The 17710-nt window shown below is 59.8% G+C and carries 14 protein-coding genes and 1 pseudogene; 9 read left to right on the top strand and 6 right to left on the bottom strand.

Annotated features, from left to right (window positions below):
- Positions 1-87 precede the first annotated feature (87 nt).
- Positions 88-501: a CopG family ribbon-helix-helix protein gene (locus EGH25_RS03415; RefSeq protein WP_266086222.1), complete on the top strand. Its 414-nt coding sequence runs from the start codon at positions 88-90 to the stop codon at positions 499-501.
- Here the strand turns inward: EGH25_RS03415 and EGH25_RS03410 are convergent.
- Positions 468-1679 (bottom strand): DNA double-strand break repair nuclease NurA, encoded by a 1212-nt coding sequence (locus EGH25_RS03410; protein WP_266086221.1) that lies wholly within the window; start codon positions 1677-1679, stop codon positions 468-470. The genes EGH25_RS03415 and EGH25_RS03410 overlap by 34 nt on opposite strands.
- 56 nt (positions 1680-1735) lie before the next feature.
- On the bottom strand, positions 1736-3844 hold the full coding sequence (locus tag EGH25_RS03405) for a hypothetical protein (RefSeq protein ID WP_266086220.1): 2109 nt from the start codon (positions 3842-3844) through the stop codon (positions 1736-1738).
- 265 nt (positions 3845-4109) lie between these two features.
- Between EGH25_RS03405 and EGH25_RS03400 the strand changes: the two genes are divergently transcribed.
- The 3 genes from EGH25_RS03400 to EGH25_RS03390 are packed head-to-tail and all read left to right on the top strand — an operon-like array spanning position 4110 to position 5599.
- Entirely contained in the window at positions 4110-4559 is a 450-nt protein-coding gene (locus tag EGH25_RS03400; RefSeq protein ID WP_266086218.1) for a hypothetical protein, read from the top strand.
- A 51-nt stretch (positions 4560-4610) separates the two neighbouring features.
- Positions 4611-5039, top strand: a complete 429-nt coding sequence (locus EGH25_RS03395; protein WP_266086217.1) for a 30S ribosomal protein S12 — start codon at positions 4611-4613, stop codon at positions 5037-5039.
- Entirely contained in the window at positions 5036-5599 is a 564-nt protein-coding gene (locus EGH25_RS03390) for a 30S ribosomal protein S7 (RefSeq protein ID WP_266086216.1), read from the top strand. The genes EGH25_RS03395 and EGH25_RS03390 overlap by 4 nt, the downstream gene beginning before the upstream one ends.
- 290 nt (positions 5600-5889) lie before the next feature.
- Here the strand turns inward: EGH25_RS03390 and EGH25_RS03385 are convergent, their stop codons facing one another.
- Both EGH25_RS03385 and EGH25_RS03380 read right to left on the bottom strand, forming a co-directional pair.
- On the bottom strand, positions 5890-6096 hold the full coding sequence (locus tag EGH25_RS03385) for a hypothetical protein (RefSeq protein ID WP_266086214.1): 207 nt from the start codon (positions 6094-6096) through the stop codon (positions 5890-5892).
- 51 nt (positions 6097-6147) lie between these two features.
- On the bottom strand, positions 6148-6531 hold the full coding sequence (locus EGH25_RS03380) for an MvaI/BcnI family restriction endonuclease (protein ID WP_266086213.1): 384 nt from the start codon (positions 6529-6531) through the stop codon (positions 6148-6150).
- 212 nt (positions 6532-6743) lie between these two features.
- On the opposite strand from EGH25_RS03380, the gene rpl7ae reads away from it, so the two are divergent.
- From rpl7ae to ndk, 3 genes are read left to right on the top strand one after another with little or no spacing between them, the layout of a single operon-like run.
- Positions 6744-7106 carry a 50S ribosomal protein L7Ae gene (gene rpl7ae, locus EGH25_RS03375; protein WP_266086212.1) on the top strand — a complete coding sequence of 121 codons (363 nt, stop codon included), beginning with the start codon at positions 6744-6746 and terminating at the stop codon, positions 7104-7106.
- A 1-nt stretch (position 7107) separates the two neighbouring features.
- Positions 7108-7296 carry a 50S ribosomal protein L24e gene (locus EGH25_RS03370; RefSeq protein WP_266086210.1) on the top strand — a complete coding sequence of 63 codons (189 nt, stop codon included), beginning with the start codon at positions 7108-7110 and terminating at the stop codon, positions 7294-7296.
- Positions 7293-7748, top strand: coding sequence for a nucleoside-diphosphate kinase (ndk, locus tag EGH25_RS03365; protein WP_266086209.1), 456 nt, complete (start codon positions 7293-7295; stop codon positions 7746-7748). The genes EGH25_RS03370 and ndk overlap by 4 nt, the downstream gene beginning before the upstream one ends.
- A 62-nt stretch (positions 7749-7810) precedes the next feature.
- On the opposite strand, the gene EGH25_RS03360 is transcribed toward ndk, so the two are convergent.
- On the bottom strand, positions 7811-7960 hold the full coding sequence (locus tag EGH25_RS03360; protein ID WP_266086208.1) for a DUF7331 family protein: 150 nt from the start codon (positions 7958-7960) through the stop codon (positions 7811-7813).
- A gap of 656 nt (positions 7961-8616) precedes the next feature.
- On the opposite strand from EGH25_RS03360, the pseudogene EGH25_RS12085 reads away from it, so the two are divergent.
- Together EGH25_RS12085 and cofD are read left to right on the top strand one after the other, a co-directional pair.
- Positions 8617-15801, top strand: a pseudogene (locus EGH25_RS12085) (DNA polymerase domain-containing protein); the annotation flags it as partial.
- Positions 15798-16742 carry a 2-phospho-L-lactate transferase gene (gene cofD / locus EGH25_RS03350; RefSeq protein ID WP_266086205.1) on the top strand — a complete coding sequence of 315 codons (945 nt, stop codon included), beginning with the start codon at positions 15798-15800 and terminating at the stop codon, positions 16740-16742. The pseudogene EGH25_RS12085 and the gene cofD, both read left to right, overlap by 4 nt.
- On the opposite strand, the gene EGH25_RS03345 is transcribed toward cofD, so the two are convergent.
- Positions 16739-17671 (bottom strand): hypothetical protein, encoded by a 933-nt coding sequence (locus EGH25_RS03345; RefSeq protein WP_266086203.1) that lies wholly within the window; start codon positions 17669-17671, stop codon positions 16739-16741. The two genes, cofD and EGH25_RS03345, sit on opposite strands and share 4 nt — an antisense overlap.
- Between the last annotated feature and the right edge of the window lie 39 nt (positions 17672-17710).

The following is a 17710-nucleotide window of genomic DNA, read 5'->3' as shown; positions in this document are numbered from 1 at the left end:
AGAGTTACCGTGGGGGACAAGACCGCAGTCGGTTGACCGAAGCGGAGTTAACAACTGTTTTTATCGTAGGAGACGAGGATTAATAACATGGCTGTTGTCAGCATATCGGTTCCGGAGGAGCTTCTCGAACAGATGGACGACTTCGCCGACGAACACGGGTACTCGGGCAGGAGTGAGCTACTGCGTGAGTCGGCGCGGTCGTTGATGGGTGAGTTTGAGGACTCGAAGCTCGAAGGGCGGCATCTCGTGGCGACGGTTACTGTCATCTTCGAGTTCGAGAACAGCGACGTTGAGGGCGAGATGATACGGATGCGCCACGAGAATGAGGATACTGTGAGGAGCAACGTCCATTCGTGTATCGGTGGCGACGAGTACTGTATGGAGCTTTTCGTTATCGAAGGGTCGCTCGACGACGTACGTGACTTCGTGGGATCACTGCGTTCGACCGACGGCGTTCTGTCGATAAGCTACAGCGTCAACCCCGTCGACGACCTGACGTAGCCCCACCGGTCGCGGTTGTAGTTGGTCTCCTCGACGGCATCGAAAGCCTCCTCGAAACGTCTGACGATACCCTCGCGCTGGTCGGGGGTGACGCGTGCGAGGGAGTCGGCGCGTGCGACCGCACGGGGCACGCGTGAGACGGCGACCTCCTTTAGCGTCTGTCTCGTGAGAGCCTCGCGTGTCGCGTCGTCGCGGACGAAGCCGTACGGTGCCTCGGCGCGGTGGACGGTTCCGTGGCGCGGATCGTGGACGTACATGACAGCGGGGAGGTAGTCGTCGTCGGGCGCTTCGGGGGGCGCGACATCGAAAAGCTGGTCGGTGTAGAGACGCGAGACGAACCAGTTTGTGAACGTCAGGTCGTTCGCGTCGGTCGATAGGAAGTAACGGAAGAAGCCCGCGTCGTCCGACCAAGGGACGGGCGGTGCGTCGGTTTCGCGGAGACGGCTTACGACGCGCGACGACGAAGGGTTCTTGACGAAGCCGACGACGGGCGTCGAGTCTTCGAGGGCGTCGTCGTACGTTCCGAAGTAGTTCGACAGTATTTCGCCCGTCAGATCCGTGCGTCCGAAGGCGGGGTCGACGCCGAGCCACCGGAGGAGGGCGAGGGGGTAGAGGGGTCCGTCGATGTAGACGAGGTCCTCGGCGGCGTCGAGGGTCTTTCCGAGATGCGTCGACTCGGAGAGGTAGAGCGCGAAGACATGGACAGCCTCGCGTGGGTTGTCGGTGTCGCGCGGCGCTTGTACGACGCGTCCGTCGGTGGCGTCGTCGTCGAAAGAGAGCCAGTCGTCGGGGAGTTCGACACGGTGGTTGGGAGACTGCGCCGCCGTGACGATGGTGCGCCTACGGTGGAGGTCAAGATCGCTCGGAACAGACGCCGCGGCGGCGTGTGCAACGTCGACCGTCAGACCGTTGGTAAACGACCGCGGGTTGAGCGTCCCCGCGTCGACGCCGTGTTGGGACGGGAACTCGTCGTCGATGAGCGCGATGTCTTGGAGCGAAACGGCGCGTCTGCGCAGGTCGCCGACGGGTTCGAGGACGGCGCGTCCGTCGTCACGTAGAGGGTCGAGGAAAGACCAGAGTTGGTCTACGTCGCCCGACTCGTCTGGGTCGTCGTAGTCGTCGCGTATACGTCGCGCGAGCGAGTCTATCCCGTCTACATGGACGGGGTCAAGCGGCATAGGGGGCGTAGAGGGCGGTGGGACAAAAGGTTAGCGACGGAGAGGAAGGGTAGACCTCAGCAGAACGACTGCGTGACGTATATGACGCCCGTGTCCTCCGCAACGGAGACACCGACGCCCTGATGACGGTACGACGAGTCTGTCATCTCGTTGACGAACGAGTTCTTGTCCGTCATACGTTCCACGACGGCGTCAGCGACCTCCGATGTCGACGCAGTACCGTTGACGAGGTCGGAGTAGACGTACGCCGCGGTGTTCTCGCCGCCGTGGCTCCATTCGTTGTATATGTAAGCCTCGTACAGGGGTAGTGCGTAGTTGGGGACGGTAACGGGAGCCATACCTTCGGCGTTCACTGTCGTCGTCGATACGCCCGCGCGTTCGACGACACCCTCGGCGTTGTTGGTGAGCGTGACGTACGAGCCGGGCGTGTAGAGTGAGTGGGTCTCTGTGCCTGAGTAGCATACGGTCGCGGCGTTACGTACGTACCTCTGTATCCGGTTACGTCTGTCCGTCTGTGCAGGTACGCCGCCCGACCTTATGGAGTTGAGTTCCTCCTGCTCGTTGATGTTGTTCTCCATCCTGTCGGCGTGTTCCTGTGCCGCCTTCTCTATCCCATGCGTGGATTCAAGCTGTGGCGTGTACCCCGACTCGTCTTCACGCAGACGGTTAGCCGCCGTCGCAACACGTCTTGCGACCGTCTCCGTATCAAGCGACCCGACGGCTGAGCTAACCCCGTTTTCACCCACGAAGCCGGTCGACTCGGAAGGCAGTGTTATAGGGTCACCGCCTGCTACGCCGCCTATCTCCGTATAGCCGTCGTCGCTTATTTCGCCGCTGACGTCGAGAACCTCGGTCGAGCTACCGCCGCGCTGGCGGTATCCCGAAGGCGAGGTCCTCGCCGCGACCTTGGCGACAGCCTGTATGCTGAGGAGTTCGCCTCTCTCGGGTCTGTCGTACATCTGGCTTATCTCAGGTATGTCGTTGTTGCCGTTGTCATCATCGTCATCCCCACCGTTGCCGTCGGTTAGGAAGGTGCCCGCGTTACTGAGCAGGTCGTCGTCGAAGACGCTGTCGTCAAGCACGCTGTCGAAGTCGTCGATATCGTCGGTCTCCTGAACCTGACCCGTGTATTCGAGGTACGTCCGCGTTATCTCCTCCAACGAAAGATCCCCGGACTCCGTAACACGAAGGTCACGGCGTGCATCTAGGAGGGCGTCGAAACGTTTCTGCTCCTCCTTCGACATCGACCCCGCCCTCAGACCGTCCAGCTCGTCGATTATACCGTCGTATCCGCCTATACCGCTGAGAGCACCCCCGGCGTCGTCGGCGATTTCGGAGAAGTTGGTGTCCTCGTTCCTGTATCTGTCGTACTGCTGTACGGCGTCCTTGATCTCCTCGTACATCCGGTTCTCCGCGGTTCCGAGGGTATCCGTCTTACCGTAGTCGGAAGAGATACGCGCCTCGTCGCCGGGGTTGTGGAGACGTACCTTGGAGATATTGTCACCGCCGAGCCTAAAGGTCACATCGACGTAGTCGGCGTTGACGTTGCTCGCGTAGACGACACGAACCTGATTCTGAGACGAGTCGAACAGGTAGTCGACCTGCGCGTTGACCTCGCCGTGTCCGATCGTCTCCGTCTCCTGGAAGACGACCTCGCCGACGCCGCCGTCGACGGCGCTGACGGTGATGTTAACGGTGTCGCCGTACGAGGCACCCGCGAAGCCGCCGGGTCCGCCCTCGAATGCACCCTGGCGGTAGAGTTCACGCGTCAAGTCCTCGGCTTCGCCGCCCAGCCAGAGGTCGGACGAACCCAGAACGGCGCGGTCGCCCTCCTCGTTGAGACGTGCGCGTGCGGTCGTATCGCCCGCGAAGTCGACGCGCATGTAGTCGGCATCGATAGACTGAGTCAGAGCGACCTCGACACGTTCAAGTCGGGGGTCGTACCGCGTCCGGATCGCGGAGGAGGAGACGTTATGCGACAGTGTGCGCGTCACGTTCTCGGCGTCCTTCACTATAACCTCGCCCGCCGTGCTGTCCTCGCCACCCGGCTGTGCTTCCGCAGGGTCGCCCCAGTTTACAATGTCGAGACATCCTGTAAGAGACAGAGCGACAGCCACCAGGATGACTATCGCGATATACCTCGCGTCCCTATTCATACGGCTCATCGTTGCTAACTATCCAAGACCAAAAATATAAGTCTTGTGGGCGAACCTGAGGCGGTGTTCAGATAAGAATCGAAGGCGATATTGAGACGTTGTGAGATGTTCTTCTTCGAAACCGTGTTCCGTGTCCGGATGTTTGAGTGGCTAATCTGTGTCAGAACCATTCCATCCATGTCCTGCGAAAACAGCTTATCTGAACGCTACCGAACCTGAGTCGAAGTACGATATGTCACAAAGAGTTATATCTCCGAAACCGAAGTTAGTTAGCATGAACAGGCGCGTCTTCCTTAGAACGACTGCAGGAGCGACCGTAGCGCTAACCGGGTGTCTCGGGGGCGGAGGAGATGACGAACAACAGGTGGATAACGAGCCACAAGGGCAGTTCACGGTAGTACGTGACGCCGGAGCTGGAGCTATCGAAATAACCGTCGACGACCCTATGAACTCCGACCACGCCGCTGTCGACGGTGACCACAGTTTCTCCGGTGCGATAGTGATGGAGAACATATCCGAGGGCGACAGCTTGACACTGTCCGTTGAGGACGGCGAGATAGCCGAGTCAGGAAACCTCGAAATATTCGCCATCCGAGGTGACGTCGTCACTACCGAGGAGGGTGAGAGATATCTACTGGAGGAGACTCCCGATGAGTTCACGAGCATCGAGGACGAGGAGGACAACCCGTTCAGCTACGACTTCTCGGACGCCGTCGGAGACTGACGACCGCGAACCGTTCCGTTTATATCGGACGACGGGCTAAACCTCGCAAGAATGGGTAACGGCAAGTACGCGGCGAGAAAGCTCAAGAAGGACAGGCAGGAGGACAGATGGAAGGACAGGAACTACGCGAGACGTGCGCGCGGTCTTCAGGAGAAGACCGATCCGCTCGGCGGCGCGCCTCAGGCAAAGGGTATCGTTCTCGAAAAGGTCGGTATAGAGGCGAAACAGCCCAACTCCGCGATACGGAAATGCGTACGTGTCCAGCTGATCAAGAACGGCAATCAGGTTTCGGCGTTCTGCCCCGGCGACGGCGCTATCTCGTTCATAGACGAACACGACGAGGTTACGATTTCGGGCATCGGCGGTGCGCGCGGTGGTTCGATGGGTGACCTTCCGGGTGTCAACTACAAGGTCGTCAAGGTCAACGGCGTGGCACTGAAGGAGATGGTGCGCGGTAACAAGGAGAAGCCCGTACGATGAGCGCGAGCGCCCAGTTGTTCAGCAGATGGGACGTTGAGGAGATCGAGTTCGACGACCGTTCGACCAAACGTTACATCACCCTGTCGCCCGTCGCGCATACGATGGGGCGGCACGCCGACAAGCAGTTCGAGAAGAGCGAGATAAGCATCGTCGAGCGCCTCGTCAACCGTCTTATGCAGACGGGTGAGAACACGGGGAAGAAGGAGAAGACGCTCGGTATCGTCCGCGACGGGTTCGAGGAGATACACGAACGTACGGGCGACAACCCCGTTCAGGTTCTCGTAAACGCCGTCGAGAACGCAGGACCGCGCGAGGAGACGGTGACGCTCAAGTACGGCGGTATCAGCGTGCCCAAGGCTGTCGACGTAGCGCCACAGAGGCGCGTCGACCAGTCGGTCAAGTTCCTCGCCGGCGCCGTCGAGTCGGGTTCGTACAAGACACCGCGCGACATATCCGACGTTGTCGCCGACGAACTCATCAGCGCCGCAAGCTACGACGTTGAGTGTAGCGCCATACGTAAGAAGGAAGAGGTCGAGCGCGTCGCCGCCGCGGCTCGTTAGAGCGTCAGACTTACGTCTGACACCCCTTTGTTTCGGGTGGAGATTATCTCTCGGTTTCTCGACGTTTCTCGCTTAGGAGCGCCGCAAACTCGCCAAAACCACCACGTCCTAGACATCCTCGGGCTTCATCTCGTCATAGACACCGGCTTCGCGTAGGGTCGTAGAATCCCGCGCCGGCGTCTGCGTACGCGGACGGCGACGAAAAAAGGCGGTAGAGAGCGACGACGGTGAGGACAAGGAAGGCGTAGCCGGCGAGCAAGGAATCAAGAATGGCACCGTGGTTAGCTTTCCTATATACTCGGAGACCGGTTCAGTTCGTACAGCCCCGTACTCTCCAGATTTTCGACGATACCGTGTTCCTCCATACGTCGGAGTCTCTGCGTAATGTACTCGCGTGACCAGTCTATCCGTCGGTCAAGGTATACGGCTGTCACGCGCCCATGCTCCAGTTCTTTCAGTATGGCTTCGTCGGCGTCGTTCAGCCGGATATCAGACACGGACGAGGATACTCGCGTAGCTACATCAATACCGTTGCTTTATTTTGTTAATTAATTAAATCTAAATAGTGCGAAACAACTACTACGATCCGGTCGGCATACAGTATTTAGTGAATCGGGTTCGACGGTTACTTTGAGTGTCCCCCTGTCCTTACCGTCGACGTATCCGAGTTCGCGCACCAGTTCTTGGTTCCACAGGCGACGTTCGTCGCGCGGTGGTTCCTTGGTGAACAGCGTGGTTAGGTTGTTCGAGCTTCGACGTGTGGACTTAAGTTCGACGCCGACAGCGTCGGGTCCGGGGACGTTGTTCTCCTCTATTCCGAGCAGGTCTTCGAGCGTCTTTCCGATACCTGTGTTTCCGGCGCGGTGGGTCTCCACGTACCCTTTTCGTTTGATTTCGCTTAGACGCTCGACAAACTCCTCAAAGCTGTCCATCGGTTCTCGGCTTGTGGAGACGCATCATTAATTTAGTCGTTAACGAAATAAATTAACATAGTTTAGCATACTTGGATGGTTTGGTCGAAAACGAAGACGGAACGTACCTCGCGACTTCGGGTAGTTCCAGAAGATATAACCGACGCAGACGGCTACCCCGGTTACGCTCACTGCGTAATGACGCGCGGGAGCGCGGAACGAGGTGAACAAGAATGCCAGTATACGTAAAGTTCGACGTACCGGATGAGTTGGAAGAGAGCGTTCTCGAAGCTGTTGAAATTGCACGCGACACGGGGCGTGTCAAGAAGGGAACGAACGAGGTAACGAAGTCTATAGAGCGCGGCGAGGCGGAGCTTGTCGTAATCGCCGAGGACGTACAGCCCGAGGAGATCGTTCTCCATCTGCCGTCGCTATGTGACGAGAAGGACGTGCCGTTCGTCTACGTGGGCGAGCAGGACGGTATCGGCCACGCCGTCGGTCTCGACGTTGGAAGCGCCGCCGCAGTGGTGACGGACGCGGGCAACGCCGACGAGCAGGTTGAGGACATCGTAGAGAAGGTCGAGAGCCTACGGTAAGATGGAGACCCACGACTGCACATACTGCGGGAGCGAGATAGAGCCGGGTAGCGGCGTACTCCTCGTACGCAACGACGGCGAGCGCGTCCGCTTCTGCTCGTCGAAGTGTCAGAAGAACGCCGATCTCGGACGTCCGGCACGCGATGTCGAGTGGACGGAGGTAGAGCCGGAGTCCGAGGAAGACGGATGAGCCGCGAGCGCACGTTCGTCATGGTCAAGCCCGACGCGTTCCAGCGCGGCTTGGTCGGCGAGATCGTCTCGCGTATCGAGGAACGTGGTCTGAAGCTCGTGGGTATGAAGCTTCTGACACCGTCGCGCGAGCAGGGCGAGGAGCATTACGCTGAACACGAGGACGAGCCTTTCTACGACGATCTCGTTGGGTTCATAACGAGCGGTCCCGCGGTGCCGATGGTCGTAGAGGGCGAGAACGCCATCAGCCTCGTCCGCGACATGATAGGCGCGACAGACCCCGCGGAGGCGGAACCCGGTACCGTACGCGGCGACCTCGCGCTCGACATAGGACGTAACTGCGTCCACGCCGCCGACGCGCCCGATACGGCGGAACGCGAGATATCCATCTACTTCGACGCCGACGAGATAGAGACGTACGAGCGGAACGACGAGGGCTGGGTTTACGAGTAGCTACCGCGTCCTCACAGCAGTACCGTGATAGTAAGGTTCGTATCTGTAGCGCGTTCGGTTCGTTAGAGGTTCTCCTTCAGCGAACGCGTCGCTTTGTCCCCAGCCTTTATCCACGCCAACGGGTTTGCCGAGTCATAGATCACCGTCCCGTCGTCCGTATCGTACGACTCAAGGTTCGGTTCCGGCTCGTCCGCGCGTTCGGCTGTGGACATAGCTTTTTGCCTCCATCATCTATCTTAGAGAGGGGGATATATAGACCTTGTGAATAGTTGTCACGGTCAATCTATCATGAAGATTACATTGGGTCAGAAGCCACAGAATCCGGAGGGGTAGGAGGCGGAGAGAGTAGGAGCCGAAAGGGGTAGAAGTCGGGGTAGGAGACAGAGGGTAGAAGCCGGGGGTAAGAGTCGGGGAACAGAAGCCGGAGGCGGAGAACGTCGAAGCGCAGAAACAGGGGGCAGGGGCGAGCGACCGTATCCCGACAACTTTAGTGAGGTAACGGCGTACGACGCGCATGGAACAGTCGAATCTTGGGACGTTCGACGGCGGGGGCGACGAAGGGGACGCAGAGGGTGAGGAGGTAGGCGTCCTCAAGGTCAACTACACGGTCGAAACCGGCGACGATGGACCGTACCCCGTCGTACACGTATTCGGACGGACGCGCGAAGGCGAACCGCGGCACGTCCGCGTGACGGGGTTCCGTCCTTACTTCTACGCACCGACCGACGAGGTCGACGACGAGGAAGACGAACGTATCACGGGTACGGAGACGGGGTACGAGTCGATAGAGGGCGACGATCTGACGCGTCTGTACGCACGTATACCGCCGGACGTGGGCGAGGTACGCGAACCGTACACGGACTACGAGGCGGACATACTGTTCCCCGACAGGTTCCGTATCGACAAGGACGTAAAGTCGGGTATGCGTCTAGATGAGGACGGTGAAACCGTCGAGATAGACGCGGACGACGTCGTACCGTGTGACGCAGACACGCCCGCACGTACCTGTGTGATCGACATAGAGGTCGACGACAGAAACGGCTTCCCTGAGGACGGCGAGGAGCCGGTTATCTGTCTGACAGCATGGGACTCGTTCGACGACGAGTACCATGTCTTCGTCTGGAACGTAGACGAGGACGACGTGGACGCCGACGGCTACGTTCTGCACGCGTACGAGGAAGAGGAGGTCATGCTCGACGGCTTCCTGGGCTACCTGAACGACCGTGACCCTGACGTTATGACGGGCTGGAACTGCCTTCCGGGGGACACGGAGGTGAGCATGGCGGACGGTAGCCGTAAGCAGATACGCGACGTGGAGGAAGGCGATACGGTGTTCGGCGAGGAGGACGGCGAGACGACCGTCGCGGAAGTCAGTAACAGATGGGTAAGCGAGAGACGTGTGTACGAGTTCGAACTCGCAGACAGCGGTACGTTACGTGCCTCAGGAGAACACCGTGTCATGGTAGGCGACGAGGACAGCGTCAGCTGGAAGAAAGGCGAGGAGATAGAGGAAGGGGACTACGTGCTGAAACCGAGGAGCCTCAACGTTGAAGAGACCCACGTTCCGACGCTGTCCGAACTCGTCCCCGACCACAGGCAGAAGCAGGCGAAGCCGGACGGCGTCAGGTCGTTTAAGAAAGGTCTTCCACGGGGCGGCGTCTCGGAACTCGCCGGGGAGTTCGGTGTTTCGAAGGAGACGCTCTACCATCCGTGTCCGACGGTATGGGACAAGGAGCGTATGAGAAAGGCAAAACGTCGGTACGGGGTAGCGGTTCCCGACGGAGGGTGGAGATACAAGGGAACCGACAGAGAACTCGACAGGGAACTCACCGAGGACGAGGTATACCTCGCGGGACTCGTGATGACCGACGGCACGATGTCGGAGGAAGACGGTGTGAGGTTCTACAACACACGGAAGGAGCTACACGACGCGTTCCCGGGCGATAACAGCCTCCGTCCCGATGGGAAAGGGTGCTACGCCCAGAGCGTGCTTGACTACGCGAGGATGCGTGCGTTCGGCGGACTTGGTGTTCCTTTCGGCGACAAGAACGAAGCCGATGTCGACCTTTCCGCCGTGTTTCAGATGCCCGAAGAATACGTTGCGCGCTTCCTCGCCGGGGTGATAGACGGCGACGGCTGTGTAACGTCGGACGTAACAGTCTCGGCGGCTAATCAGTCGGCGCGTGACTGGTACGCGCGTCTCTTCCGGCGCGTCGGCGTCTACGCCGAGGAGTGTGGCGATGTGGTTCGTATCCCCGACTCGGAGCGTGAGTTGGATGTCCTCAAGGAGAAGGTTCTGCCCCACATGCGTCACACGGAGAAGAAGGAGCGTCTGGAAGGGGTTGAAGGCGGTAAGAGCGGTAGAACCGAGGACGTGCCGTCTGCCCTCTTCGAAGCCGAGACAGGTAGTTACGAGAGACGCGTCGGGCGGGACAGACACAGGCGCGGTGTATCGCTCAAACGGCACGACACGTCCGCGGACGGCTGGGAGGGGTTCGTGTTCGTGGAGGTGGAGGAGGTGAACGAAGCCGGGGTGGAGGCGACGTACGACATAGAGACGACGACGAGCAACTTCTTCGCGGAGGACTGTCTGGTTCACAACTGTAACGACTTCGACTTCCCGTACATAATAGACCGGCTTGACGAACTCGGTATGGACGCCGACCGTCTCGCACGTGTCGGTAACGTCTGGCACGACGACTGGGGCGGACCGACCGTAAAGGGACGCGCGACGTTCGACCTCCTGTACGCCTACCAGCGTATGAACTTCACCGAACTCGAATCGTACAGGCTCGACGCGATCGCAGAGGAGGAACTCGGCGAGTCGAAGGTGACTTACACGGGAAAGATAGGCGACCTGTGGGAGGAAGACCCCGACCGCCTCCTCGAATACAACAAGATGGATGTGGAGCTATGCGTCCGTATAGACGACAAGGTCGGTGTCATAGACTTCTTCCGCGAACTCGCGCGTTTCGTCGGTTGCTCGCTCGAAGACGCGACGACGCCGAGCGACGTGGTCGATATCTACGTACTGCGTAAGGCGCACGGTAAGTTCGTGCTTCCGTCGAAACGCGGAGGCGGCGGTGGCGAGGAGTACGAGGGCGGCGAGGTCTTCGAGCCTATAACCGGTATACGTGAGAACGTCGCGGTTCTAGACCTTGCGTGTTTCAGCGGCGACACGGAGGTCGTAACCCCCGACGGTGTGACGAACATCAAGACGGTTTCGGTAGGTGACAAAGTATACACTCTTAACCCCGACACGTTTGAGGTTGAGGTGGACGAGGTCGCTGAAACGCACGAGTACGGAAACGAGTACGGCGAGCTACACCACGTCAGCGGCAACACGCACGATCTCAAGGTTACCGAGAACCACCGTTTTCTGGTCTCGAACAAACGTCGTTGGGACAGCCAGACGCCGGACGACTTCGAGTTTATCGAGTACCGTGACGTACCGGGCACGGATCGTTTCGCTTTTCCCAACCACGAACCGATGGACGGTGAGGGTCAAGGAACGTTCGAGTTCTGGCGCGAGGTAGATCAAGGTTACGCCGTCGTCTACGCCGACCGTGACCTACGTTCTGTCAGGCACGACCTACCCGACGCCGTATGTGACGAGATGGAGTTAGCACACGGCTTGTCGGGTTCGTTGAAGCTGGAGAAGACGGGCAAGTACCTCGTTCCGATCGAGGCGTACAGGCGGCACCACGAGGCTGTCGAGGACGTGGCGGACGACGTGGTACTAAAATCCGGTAGACAGCACCGTGCGACGCCGACGAGCTTTGGGATGGACGACTGGCTCCGTCTCGTCGGGTGGTACGTCACGGAAGGTAGCGTATACGACGGTGGGACGGGCGATCATAAAATCACCATACACCAGCAGGGCGACGAACGCGACGAGATACGTGACCTTCTGGAACGTATGGATCTTAACTATTCGACGGACGCGCGCGGAATCAACCTCTCGAACCGTCTCCTCCTCAACTGGTTGGTCGAGAACTGCGGCGCGGGGAGCGGAGAGAAACGTCTGCCTGAGTTCGTCTTCAGACTCGACGCGAGCCATCTGAAGGTACTTCTGGAGACGCTGGTCAAAGGCGACGTTCGTCAGACCAAGTCTGACGAGCCAGCCAGAAGCACCGCTTCTGGCGACGGTACACCTTCAGAACGCACAGGTAAGGTCGACAAGTTCTGGACAAAGAGCGACGCTCTCAAGGACGGTATCATCCGCTTGGGGGTACGGTGCGGCGAGAAGCCCACAGTGAAGAAACAGGACGACGGTACATGGTATGTGTCGTTCGGTAAGAGGGGTTCGTTCAACAAGAGCGTGAACGCGTCGGTTGAGGATCACGAAGGGAGCGTCTACTGTCTGACGGCGGAGGACAACCACGTCGTTCTCGCGGGACGGGGTGGCAAGTTCCAGTGGGTAGGTCAGTCGCTCTACCCGATGTCAATGATTTCGGTAAACGCAAGTCCCGAAACAAAGGTCGGTGAGGACTACGACGGCGAGACGTACGAGGTAGATATGCCGGACGGCGACGAGGTACGTTTCCGTAAGGAGCCTGAGGGTCTGACGAAGAGCATCGTGACCGAGCTGTTGGAGGAGCGCGACAAGAAGAAGGCGGCGCGCGACGAGCACGATATGGGGAGCGAGAAGTACGAAAAGTACGACGACCAGCAAAACGCAATAAAGGTCGTCATGAACTGCTTCGACGGTGAGACGGAGGTAGTTGGCGAGGACGGCGTCAAAGACATCGACGAGGTGGAGGTTGGCGAGTCGCTGTACACCATCGACCCCGACACTCAGGAGGTGGAGACGAAACGCGTGGTCGAAACACAGGAGTACGCGTACGACGGTGAGATGGTCGACATAGAGACACGGTACGTCGACTTCTCCGTGACCCCGAACCACCGTATGTTGGTTGAGACGGACGGCGAGACGCGTTTCGTGGAGGCGGGCAAACTCAACGACTACACCGGCTATCAGATACCCGACGGCGAAGCTATCGAAGGGCGTAAACCTGAGACGTTCAGTCTGCTCGAGGAAGGGGACGCCGAAACAGCGTACCTGTACACCGACGGGGGCGGTGCGGGCTACAAGAAAGCCGTCGGTGATGCGGGCGAAGCGCTCGAATACGACTCAAACAGGAAGGCGTACAGATGCTCGCCGGGTTACGTCTCCGAAAACCCGGTCGTCGCGGACGAGGCTGACGAGGTACTCGTCCAACGTGGTGCGAAACATTCGTCCGTCCCCGCGGAGTACGACATCCGTGACTGGCTCCGTCTCGTCGGATGGTACGTCGCCGAAGGGAGCGTCTACGAGATAGAGCCGAAGGGGTACGAGGACACGAAACGCGGACGGTCGAAGAAGGTACAGTTGGGTCAGTTGGACGAAGAAGGACGTGAACGCATCGTCTCTCTTCTGGAGCGTATGGGTCTGAACCCGTTGGAGGAGGCGCGGCAGATAAGCTTCTGTAACGCCGTAATCGCCGACTGGCTCGTCGAGAACTGCGGCGCGGGGAGCGAGGAGAAACGTCTGCCGGGGTTCGTCTTTGAACTCGACGCATCGTTGCTCGAGCATCTCTTCGACGCGCTCATACGCGGCGACGGTGATACGTATTCAGGTATACGTTACTCCACTAAGAGCGACGACCTCAAGGACGGTGTCGTACGTCTCGCCGTCCATCTCGGCTACAAGCCGCTCGTGAACCGTGACTCAGGCGTCTGGCGTGTACGTTTCAGCGACAACGAGGGCGCGTTCCGTATGCACCGCAACGGCGGGATGAGCGAGAACGACGGGCGCGTCTACTGCGTCACAGTCGAGGACAACCATACGGTTCTCGCGGGGCGCAACGGCAGTTTCCAGTGGGTAGGTCAGTCGTACTACGGCGTAGCGGGGTATCCGCGTTTCCGTCTGTACGACCGCGAGATGGGTAGCGCCGTCACCGCGACAGGACGCGCCGTCATCGAGCATACGCGCGACATGGTAGAGGACGAGGGGTACGAGGTGGTGTACGGTGACAGCGTGACGGGAGAGCGTCCTGTGGTCTTACGCGACTCGGACGGTCGCGTACGCGTACTCCCGATTCGGGAGGCTTTCGAGAAGGCGAAGACTGCGAAACGGAGAGTCACGGCAGACGGGGGCAAGGAGTACCGCGCACTCGAAGGCTGGGAGGCGCTCTCGGTGAACGATGAGGCGGAAGCCGAGTGGAAAAGTGTCAAGGGTGTTATGCGTCACCCGACGGAGAAGGACGTCGTTCGCCTACAGCACAAGTTCGGCGAGTCGGTAACGACACGCGACCACTCGTACATTGTGGAGAAGGACGGAGAACTCACCGAGAGCGAGCCCGAGAATGTGGACGCACCCCTCAGGGTACCGTCGATCCCTGAGGTTGAAACCGTTGAGGAGGTAGACGTGTACGAGGTGCTCCGCGGGTACGAGCGCGACTACGTCGACAGACGCGGTGGGGCGACGAAAGAGAAGACGAAGCGCGTCCGTACGGACGGCGAGTACGTCTGGTTCAGTCACGAAGGAGACGGCGGCAGGGACTCTACTATCAAGGTTCAGAGAAAGGTCGAGGTAGGTTCCGAGGAGTTTCGGGGACTGCTCCGGCTACTCGCGAGGTTCGTCGCCGACGGGAGTTCCTCCACCGAGGAAACGTCGGCGGAAAAGTTCGGTGCGAGCATCGCGTCGGGGAACGGCGAGAAGCTCGACAGGCTCAAGCGCGACTACGACCGCCTCTTTGAGAACGCTGTTGTGAGTGTAACGGCTTCCGACTCGGGCGACGAGCGCACCGTCGCTTACGGTACACAGGACGGGGAGACAAGCGTCAGTTACAACGACACCACGAAGAAGCTCCAGATGATGAACGAACTCTCGGCGGTCTTCTTCCGCGAGTTCGCAGGTCAGAGGTCGCACAGGAAGCGTGTCCCGGGGTTCGTCTACCACCTACCGAGGGAGGAACAGAACGTCTTCCTCAACGCGCTCGTACGCGGCGACGGTTCGCGCGAGTTCCCACGGTATTCAAGCGGGTACGCCGAACGTAACTTCGACTTTGAGACGACGAGCAGGGAACTCGCGGGCGGACTCTCAGTACTCCTGACACAGCGCGGAAAGAAGCACTCGCTGAAGTACAGAGAGGAGAAGGAGAGCTACACGGTACGCACATGCGACTACTACCGGGAGGGTCGGGCACCCGTAGTTGAGGAATCCGAACACGACGGCTACGTCTACGATATATCCGTTGCGGACAACCAGAACTTCGTAGACGCTGTCGGGGGAATCGTACTCCACAACACCGACTCTACGCTCGTTGAACTCGGCGACGGTAGCCCTGACGAACTCGTGGAGAGGGGCGAGGCGCTCGAATCCGTCGTCAACGAGAGCTACGACTCGTTCGCCCTCGAAAGCTTCAACGCGGAGACGCATATGTGGGAGATAGAGTTCGAAAAGCTGTACGAGAGGTTCTTTCAGGCGGGACGGAAGAAACGTTACGCGGGAAAGCTCGTCTGGAAGGACGGTAAGGCGCTCGGTACGCCCGACCTCGACATCACGGGGTTCGAGTACAAGAGAAGCGACGTTGCACCCGTGACGAAGGAGGTTCAGCAGGAGGTCATAGAGATGATACTTGACGGCGCAGGCTTCGACGAGGTTTCGAGGTACGTACGCGATGTCGTCGACCGTTTCAAGGACGGCGACTACGGCTACGACGATATGGGGATACCGGGCGGAATCGGTCAGAAGCTCGACTCGTACGACACTGATACGGCGCAGGTAACGGGTGCGAAGTACGCAAACAGGAACTTAGGCACCAACTTTACGAGCGGTAGCAAGCCCAAACGTCTGTATATAAAACGCGTCAAGGGTGACTATCCGCCGACGGATGTCGTCTGCTTCGAGTACCCCGAACAGGTTCCTGAGGAGTTCGAGGTCGACCGCGACAAGATGCTCGAAAAGACCGTACGTAACCCCATAGAACGTATACTCGAAGCTCTCGGGTGGTCTTGGAGCGAGGTCGTCAACGGGCAACGCCAGCAGGGCCTGGGTAGCTTTACATGACGACATTCCTGTCGGGCGGGACAGGCACGCCGAAGGTGATCGACGGCGCGCGCGACGTACTCGACGGCTTTAACGTCGTCGTCAACACGGGGGACGATGTCGAGATAGCCGGTAACCTCGTCTGTCCTGACATCGATACGGTTCTCTACACCCTCTCCGACCGTATCGACCGCGACAGATGGTGGGGGGTCGAAGACGACACGTACGCGACACACGAGGCGCTTACGGGCGAAGGCGTACGTACCGAACGCGTCGAGGCGGCGCGCGAACTCGGCGAAGGGCGCGCCTTCTCAGGCGACGGCGAGTTCATGCTCATAGGCGACCGCGACCGTGCGACGCATATACTCCGATCGTCGGCGCTCGACGAGGGTGAGACACTGACCGAAGCGACAGAAAGGGTCGCCGACAGGCTCGGCGTGCCTGAAGATGAACGCGTCCTGCCCGCGACCGACGACCGCGTGGCGACTTACGTCGAGACCGACGAGGGTGAGATGGCGTTTCAGGTCTGGTGGGTGGCGCGCGACGGCGAACCCGAACCACGCGGTGTCGAGTTCCGCGGCACGGACGACGCCGAGGCGACCGCCGAGGTACGCGACGCCCTCGGCGAGGAGGTTGTTATAGGACCCTCGAACCCCGTCACGAGTCTCGGTCCGGTTCTCGGCGTCGACGGTGTGCGCGAAGCCTTACGCGGGACGCACGTCGTCGCCGTCTCTCCGTTCGTCGGCGGCGAGGTCGTGAGCGGTCCCGCGGCGCGTCTCATGGAATCCGTCGGTCTCCCACCGTCGTCGCGCGGTGTCTACGAGGCGTACTCCGACTTTCTCGACGTGCTCGTCGTCGACGGCGAGGAGGTGGAAGCCGACTGTCGCGTCGTGGAGACGGATACGTCGCTCGAAACGCGTGAGGACGCCGTGCGTCTCACAGAGAGGGTCGTCGGTCTCTAATCGAACATCTCGTCCGCCTTGTCGAACATCTCGTCGAGGTCGAGTTCGTCGCCGCCGACATCTATCCTCCCGGTTTGGTCGTCCGTGTCGTCCTCTTCGTCCGACCCGTCGTCTTCCTCGGCACCGTCCGAGGACGTAACAGTCTTCTCGTCCCTCTTCTCATCGACGGCGAGCAACGCGTCGACGTCGTCCTGTACGTCCTCAACGGCGTCGACGGCGTCCTCAGCCCATTCGTCGCCTTCTACCGAGCTCGAGCTACCGGGTTCGGGGACGACGGACTCAACGGCGTCGACGAAGACGTATGCGTCGGCGTACAGACGTGCGTTCTCGAACCTTCCGTCGGGTAGTACGTCGGCGTGTCCGAAACGATCCTCCTCGGCGAGGTAGTAGACGGTCGGCGTTCCGTTCTTAACGAGCATCACGTCTCCGCCGTCTACGGCGTAGCCGGTTAGACCCGTCTCCCTGATACGCCCGGTCAGGTCGTCGGCACCGTCAGACTCGTAGATAGGGGGTTCGGTTGCGGGCAGAACGACGGGGACGGAGCCGTCGTCCAACGTAACCCGGCTTGGAACCGCGACTCCCGTAAGCGCCTGTGCGACGGCACGGACGTGCTCACCAAGCTTCTCGCGGTTCTCATCGTCTATATCTTCGAGACCACGGACGACGGAGACGAGCCTGTGGTGGAGTTCGTCTGAGTCGGTCGAAGGCGACCGTGTGGCGTACGCGATCGTCGTTACTAGGAGCGAGAGTGCGAAGAAGAGAAGCACGGCGGGGAAGACGGGGGCGTATATGAACTCAAGCGGTGCGCCCGCGAGTAGCAACGAGTGAAGTACCTCGGGGGCAAGCCCCGAGGCTTCACCGTTTTGACCGCACGTCCCAAACCGGGTCGTGCCGTCGCAGGCGAATTTAATTCCCCTCGACCTTCGCATAACGGGTCGGCTCCGGATTAACACCCGAACACAGCGTTA

This window comes from Halorutilus salinus, assembly GCF_026242195.1.
Classification (GTDB): Archaea; Halobacteriota; Halobacteria; order Halobacteriales; family Halorutilaceae; genus Halorutilus; species Halorutilus salinus.
The sequence above is the reverse complement of the archived record's forward strand: the minus strand, read 5'-3'. Positions and strand labels throughout refer to the sequence as shown.